Source organism: Sedimentibacter sp. B4, from assembly GCF_000309315.1.
GTDB lineage: Bacteria > Bacillota > Clostridia > Tissierellales > Sedimentibacteraceae > Sedimentibacter > Sedimentibacter saalensis.
In genome coordinates this window covers 1-7,592 of the sequence record NZ_CANG01000927.1, presented here as the reverse complement: position 1 = coordinate 7,592, position 7,592 = coordinate 1, and the positions used below count along the sequence as shown (strand labels likewise).

General features: G+C 37.2%; 6 protein-coding genes. 4 read left to right on the top strand and 2 right to left on the bottom strand.

Annotation, left to right across the window (positions count from 1 at the left end; genetic code table 11):
* Window positions 1-42 precede the first annotated feature (42 nt).
* Both BN358_RS15855 and BN358_RS15850 read right to left on the bottom strand, forming a co-directional pair.
* Window positions 43-2,373, bottom strand: coding sequence for an S-layer homology domain-containing protein (locus tag BN358_RS15855; protein ID WP_019229518.1), 2,331 nt, complete (start codon window positions 2,371-2,373; stop codon window positions 43-45).
* Window positions 2,374-2,523: 150 nt separating this feature from the next.
* Window positions 2,524-3,444, bottom strand: coding sequence for a TIGR01212 family radical SAM protein (locus tag BN358_RS15850; protein WP_019229517.1), 921 nt, complete (start codon window positions 3,442-3,444; stop codon window positions 2,524-2,526).
* Window positions 3,445-3,816: 372 nt separating this feature from the next.
* Between BN358_RS15850 and BN358_RS15845 the strand changes: the two genes are divergently transcribed.
* The 4 genes from BN358_RS15845 to BN358_RS15830 all read left to right on the top strand — a co-directional run.
* Window positions 3,817-4,836, top strand: coding sequence for an aldo/keto reductase (locus tag BN358_RS15845; RefSeq protein ID WP_019229516.1), 1,020 nt, complete (start codon window positions 3,817-3,819; stop codon window positions 4,834-4,836).
* Window positions 4,837-5,009: 173 nt separating this feature from the next.
* Window positions 5,010-6,173, top strand: coding sequence for a dicarboxylate/amino acid:cation symporter (locus tag BN358_RS15840; protein ID WP_019229515.1), 1,164 nt, complete (start codon window positions 5,010-5,012; stop codon window positions 6,171-6,173).
* Between the two features lie 122 nt (window positions 6,174-6,295).
* Window positions 6,296-6,976, top strand: coding sequence for an L-serine ammonia-lyase, iron-sulfur-dependent subunit beta (sdaAB, locus tag BN358_RS15835; protein ID WP_019229514.1), 681 nt, complete (start codon window positions 6,296-6,298; stop codon window positions 6,974-6,976).
* A partial coding sequence (locus BN358_RS15830) for an L-serine ammonia-lyase, iron-sulfur-dependent, subunit beta (RefSeq protein WP_019229513.1) occupies window positions 6,977-7,592 on the top strand: 616 nt, incomplete at its 3' end.

Below are 7,592 nucleotides of genomic sequence, written 5' to 3'. Positions count from 1 at the left end.
ATCAATAGTATGACTAGGCTAGCAGCCTAGTTTTTTATTTGTTTAATTAAATATCAGTATTACATCTATTATCCCGTCAAAACCGCCGTACAGGTCATACAGCTGAGCTGTGGAGCCTGATTTTATGTCTGATTTCGAACCGGCCTTGAAGCTTGTTACATTGCCGGAGCCGTCTGTTGTCAGGTTGTAGACTGTAACTGATGATGAATATTCCATGTATGTGATGCCGTCTATCAACAGCTGGTTTGAGTAAACCTGTGTGATTTTTATTTTATCCGTTTCGGAAGTAACTTTTTCAACGCTTGTTATAACTCCGTTCACTATTACAGCCTTAACGTATGAATTGAGCACTGTTGAAACCTTTGTGCCTGCAGCTGATGAGTTTGAAACTGAGAACACGTTGCTACTGTTGTAAAACTGTACGTGACTTGTGCTTGAATCTATTTTTGTAATGCCCTTTATGACTCCATAAATTGTTCCGTTGTAGCTTTGCGGAGTTTCCGGAGTAACAGTCACATAGCTTGTCGGCTTAATTCCTTTTGTAAGGTAAAGAGCTTCAACTTCTCCTTTGTAACCAATTACTGCCTTTCCCTCCAGATATGTGTCTAGCTGGCTTAACTCAAGCAGCTGGTACTTGCTGTCCTGTTCATATACAATATAAGTGTCAGGAGACATCCAGTATCCGTTTGATAATGTGTGTGTCTGTTGGTTGTAGTTGTTGGCAATATACTTTGCAGGCATGTAGTTTATTATTTTCACATTGCCGCTTGAAACAGGGTCAAATGCCACAAAGTCTCTTTCTTTTAAGTTAGTGTACTTAAAGAGTCCTGTTCCGGATTCAGTCACTGTTACTACGCTTGAATTGTCAGCCAATGAGTAAGTTTTAAGCGCTCCGTATTCGTCCAGTATTTTAGCTGACACATTTCCGTTAGTGCTGTTGGCTGAACTTATGACAATTCCAAATGTTGATGGATATTTGCCGTAATTAAGTATTTCAAGTTTAATGATATTGTTGTTTTTGTCAAGTATTAGATTTACATTGTCATTTACAGATGCTTTTTCAGTAAATATAAAATTATCACCCGTCTTGTAGCTTATGTTGTTAACTGTGTAATATGTTGCATTGCCGGAAGTCTGAACATCAGTTACAGTTCCGCTTGTCTGGGATCTAACTACATCAAGAGTAAGATTAGTTACTTTGTCTGATTCATTTGTTTCATAAAAATATACTACGTCATTAGTCTTTATGTCTTCCAGTGAAGAGGCAGCACCGTTTATGTGAAGCTTAGCCTGGTTTATTTCATTGCTGCTTGTTACAGGCAGCTGTTTCCCGGCAAAGTACTTGCTTCCTGTGTTATACAGGTCCGTTCTTCCAATTACTTTAACTGCCGTTTGCTTGTAGGCAATTATTCCTATTACATCTCCGTTGAAGGAGTCATCTTCATAAACAACTTTAATGCGGCTTTTTTCAAGATTGTTGAAGTTTCCCTTCTTGCCGTTTATTACTATTGGTATTTCAGGAAGCTGAAACGCTCTCACATTTCCGTAATCATCTGTTACAAATATTACTCTGTTTGTTAGCAGGCTTGTTACTGTTCCAGTAAATTCGTTGTATCTTGGATTGTTCACATATACCGTCTTGCCTGAGTTGTTGTAATAAACATCCCACTTGTTGAACAAATAATCAGTATAATCAAAACTTTCGATTTTTAAATCACTTAATGTAATTACCCTTGTTTCTTTTTTGCCCAGCATGGACATTAGAGTTTTGTCGGTAAGAGTTACACCACCTGTACCCTTTGATTTTACAATCATGCAGTCAAGGGCGTTATCAAGCATTACTGTTATATCTCTTCTGGATGCAAATACTTTAGAAGTGTCCACATCCTGAAACAAATTAAGTTCCAATGCTTTTTCATAATAGTTGCTGGGCCACTGTCCTAAAAGCGCTTCATCACTGTATCCCAGAAGCCTTACAATCATTGTGTATGCTTCTTCAAATTTAATAAGGTTATCCGGACCATATGTAGTTGGAGAAATTCCTTTAACTATGTTCAGTACATTTGCCAGTTCAACATAGCTTTCTGCCCAATGCCCATGCATATCCTCATACACAGAGGTCATGTTCTTGGAATACTCAGAAAAACCTGCAGCCATAGTCATCATTTTAGCCATTTCAGCTCGTGTAACAGACTTGTCAGGCTTGAATGTGCCGTCAGGATACCCCTGAATAATTCCGTAGCTTGACAGCAAGCCTACGGATTCTTCCAGAACAGAATCTTTGCTTATATCAGGAAAGCTTGATGCATATGAGACATTAGAAACACTGAGGGCTAGTATTGCAATCAATGTTATTAACGATAATTTTTTCATTTTATTTGCACCTGTCTAACAATATTTATAATAATCTTGGCATGTACTCCTGCCAGAAATTGCTATTCAGCAATAAAAAAATACTATAAATGTATAGTATTTCTTATAACAATTATAGTATATAAAAGCCATTATAGTATTACATTAACATTACAATGGTGCGTATTTTCCCTGTCGGCTGTTCCTTTTCTTAAGTTCTTTGTCTATGTCGGATAAAACCTTAAGCTTATTGAGTGTCCACCTTGGTTCAATTAAATCAGATTTCTTTCCGTCACCTGTCAGCCTGTGGATAACTATGTCCTCATTAAGAAGTTCCAGAGAATCACAGATTAACTCCACATATTTATCCTGAGACATGACATTGAAATGAGTGTTGAGGTAAAACTTTGCCAGATCTGTGTTTTGAAGTATGTGCAGCATGTGAATTTTTACCCCCCAGGGTCTTAATGCTGAAACATAAGATATGTTTTTAAGCATTTGTTCTCTGTCTTCTCCGGGAAGTCCCATAATCAGGTGGATTACAGTCCTTACGTTCTTAGTTTTAAGCATTTTTGCAGTCTTTTCAAACACATCAAGACTATAGCCTCTTCTTATTAAATTTGCAGTATCATTGTTTATTGTCTGAAGGCCCAGTTCAACCCATAAGAATGTCTTTTCATTTAGTTCAGCAAGAAGTTCAAGAATTTCTTCGCTGATGCAGTCAGGCCTTGTAGCTATGGCAATTCCTTTAATATTTTCACAGATTAAGGCTTCGTGGAATTTTTTCCTCAGGTTTTCAACAGTATCATATGTATTTGTATAACTTTGAAAATAAGCGATGTATGTGCTGCTTTTCCATTTTCTCGACATTATTTGCCTTTGCTCATTAATTTGTTCAGAAATAGACTTGCAAGCTTCAGAGTTAAAATCACCGGAGCCTCTTTCACTGCAGAAAATACAGCCCTTATTTCCAATCGTGCCGTCTCTGTTTGGGCACGTAAATCCGCCATCAATCGACAATTTAATTGCTTTTTCTCCAAAAAAACTTTTCATTTCATAATCCAAAGTATGATAATTTTTGTCATTCCACATGTTATTCACCGCACATTTCTATAAGTTATACACAGGCTCTCTAAAATGTTTAGAGAAGTTATACACAAATTTAATGCTTTTTTTGGTACTTGTCAACAGATTTATCCACAAATGTGCACATTTTAGATTAAAAAGGTGAAAATGTGCACATAAAAATTTTACGCGCTTTATGAAAAATTTGTCGAATGACATTTTTAAATAAATCATGAATAATAATTGTAAAATGGTTAATAATGATATTAAGATAATACTTTTTTTATCTTCTTCCAAATCATAAAAACATCCGTCGGTTTATGGCGGATGTTTTTGTTGTGTTTGACTTAAAAAAGCATCTATTATATAATAAATCATATAAATGACAGAGGTATGAATATGAAAAAGAGAATGTTAGGGAACACAGGGATGGAGGTTTCTGTCATAGGATTTGGCGGAATACCTATACAAAGGGTAAATCAGGAAGAAGCGACAAAAATAGTATTGGAGTGCAGAGACAGAGGAATAAACTTTATCGATACTGCAAGAGGATACACAGTAAGCGAAGAATATATTGGAAATGCACTTAAAAAAGCAGGACGTGAAAACTTTTATATTGCAACAAAGGCAATGGGATATGACTATGAATCAATGAAAAATTTCATAGAAGAAAGCTTAAAAACAATGCAACTTGATTATATTGATTTGTATCAAATTCACAACGTAAGCAAGATGGAACAGCTTGATACTGTACTTGCGGAAAACGGTGCATTAAAGGCACTGGTGGAAGCAAAAGAAAAGGGACTCATTAAACACATAGGAATCACCGGACACATAAGAGAAATATTACTTAGGGCGATTGAACATGACGATTTTGAAACTGTTCAATTTCCATTTAATCCTGTTGAATCTCAAGGAACTGAACTGTTTACAAAAGCCCTTGAAAAAGGAATGGGAACAATAGCAATGAAGCCTATTGCAGGAGGGGCCTTTGGCAAAGGAAAATTGTCTCTTAAATACATAATGAACAGCAATTTAATTACAGTGGCTATTCCCGGCATGGATTCTGTAAGTCAGGTTGCAGAAAATGCAGCCATTGGTATAGATGGTGAACCGCTGACAGAAGAAGAAATGGAAGAAATTAAAAAAGAAGTTGAATCCTTAGGAAATGATTTCTGCAGAAGATGCGGATACTGCAAGCCATGTCCTGAAGGAATAGACATACCTAATGTCTTCGTATATGAAGGATATGCTATAAGATATAATCTGCCTGAATACGGAAAGCTGAAGTATGATGGGATGCCAGTCAAAGCAGATGCATGTGTGAGATGCAGAAAATGTGAAAGAAAGTGTCCTTACAATCTGCATATTGTGGATAAACTTAAACATGCCGTAGAAACATTTAAAAATTTAGAATAATAAATGTAACGTACATACAAAGACTCAATCCAAGGATTGGGTTTTTTGCTTTTTTGCATAATAGATTTTTCTGTGGTTATATTAATGGTATTGCAAAATAATAAGTTATTTCAAGTATAATCATTAATTAATATTACATAACTTATTGATTAAAAAATATTAAGGAGAAATTTATGGCAGAAAAAAAATTTAAATTAGGCCTTATTTCCAAGATTATAATTGGTATAATAGTAGGTCTTATATTGGGAAGCGTCGCTCCAAGCTGGATAAACCGAATATTTGTCACATTCAGTTCCATATTCGGGAATTTCCTTGGCTTTATAATTCCGTTGCTCATATTGGGATTTGTAACTGCAGGTATTGCTGAGCTGGGAACAGGGGCAGGAAAACTTCTGGGAATAACAGTTGGTATAGCATACGGCTTCACTCTTATTTCAGGATTTGCTGCATATTTTGTGGCTTCAACATTGCTGCCGACAATAATAACACCTGATACTGCAAGCGGAATAACGGAATCAAAGGCAGCATTGGAACCTTACTTTACGGTTGAAATGCCGGCTATAATGCAAGTTGTTTCAGCTCTCATTCTTGCGTTTATACTGGGACTTGGAATTTCTGCAATCAATAACGAACCTCTCAGAAAAGCAGCAGACGGTTTTCAAAAAATAATTACAAAAGTAATAGAAAGCATAGTTATTCCACTTCTTCCTTACTATATAGTAGGAGTCTTTGTGAACATGACTTACACAGGGCAGGTTGCAACGGTATTTTCTGTTTTCTGGAAAGTGTTCTTAATAGTCATAGCAATGCACTGGATTATAATTGTATTTCAGTTTGCAGTGGGTTGCTCAATAAGCAAGAAAAACCTGTTCTCATCCCTGAGAATACAAGTAACGGGCTATATGACAGCGCTTGGAACACAATCTTCAGCAGCAACAATACCTGTTAATCTTCAGTGCTCTGAAAGAATGAACATATCAAAAGGAATAAGAGAGTTTGTTATACCGCTTTGTGCAACAACTCACATGTCCGGAAGTACAATTACATTAACAACTTGTGCCATGTCAGTTATGCTGCTTAACGGATATCCTGTAGAGCTGAATCTTTTTGCAGGATTCATAGCTATGCTTGGAATTACCATAGTGGCAGCTCCTGGTGTCCCGGGAGGAGCGGTTATGGCATCCCTAGGGCTTTTGGAACTCATATTGGGATTCACTGAACCTATGCTGGCGCTGATGATTGCCTTGTATATTGCACAGGACAGCTTCGGAACAGCATGTAACGTATCCGGTGACCAGGCAGTTGCCATGATAGTTGATACAATCAGCAAGGAATAAAAATCAGCCATGTCTGTCCCAGCAGGAAGACATGGCTGATTCATGAAATACTTTGTACAAAATTATTGTAAATTTACAAAATTATGTATAAAATATAATCACCAATTAAAAAGGAGAAAATTATGAGAGACTATGGAGTTTTTGATATTCTGGGACCTGTAATGATTGGACCGTCAAGCTCCCATACTGCCGGAGCAGCAAGACTTGCGAAAGTGGCTGGAAATATTGCAGGAAGCAACATAAAAAGAGTTGAATTTATGCTGCATGGTTCATTTGGGCAAACGTACAAAGGACATGGAACAGACAAGGCGTTGATTGCCGGAATATTGAACATGGATCCATGGGACGAAAATTTAAAACGCTCATTTGAAATTGCCGAAGAAAAGGGAATTGAAGTAATTTTTACAGTGGAAGACATGGGAGATGTTCATCCAAATACAGTGAAGTTCATAATAACAAATGAAGACGGACGAGTAACTGAAGTTACAGGTTCATCAATAGGTGGAGGAAATATTTTTATTTTCGATATTGACGGACAAAGTGTGGAGTTCACAGGAGAAAAACCGACCCTTCTCACTCAGCACAAAGACATGCCGGGGGTGATTTCAAAAATATCTTCGCTTTTTTATGATGAAAACATGAACATTGGAACAATGAAAGTATATAGAAGCGGAAAAGGAAAAGCAACCATGGCTCTGGAAACAGATAGTATGATACCTGATGAAATAATAAACAAAATCAAGGAAATGGAAGAAGTTGAAAATGTAGAGTTTATAAATCCTATTTTGGAGGGAGGAGCATAAATGTTTGTTTCCAGCGGAAGAGAATTAACAGAAATTTGCAGAGAAGAAAATTTAACCATATATGAATACACAATAAGAGAAGAAGCAGAAAAAAGCGGTTTAAGCCGTGAAAAAGTCATTGAAAAAATGAAAGGCACCCTTCATGTAATGATGAACTCCGCTTCCTACGCACAGGAAAATGAAATAAAATCAGTGAGCGGCCTCATAGGTGGAGATGCATATAAAATAAGGCAGTATGCAGACGGCGAAAAAACACTGACAGGAGATTTCATGAACAGGGCCATGGCAAGAGCCATATCTTCATCAGAAGTGAATGCTGCCATGGGTAAAATAGTTGCATGTCCTACTGCAGGTTCCTGCGGAATTGTGCCTGCAGTTGTGATTTCAGCAGGAGAAAAGCTTCAAAAAACTGAAGAAGATTTAATAAATGCCTTGTTTACGGCTTCAGGAGTGGGAATAATAATTGCAAAAAATGCAACACTGGCAGGAGCCGAAGGAGGCTGTCAGGCTGAATGCGGCTCTGCAGCTGCCATGGCATCAGCAGCAGTTGTTGAAATGATGGGAGGCTCTCCCGAGCAGGCATTGAATGCTGCAGCCATAGTGTTCAAGAATGTCA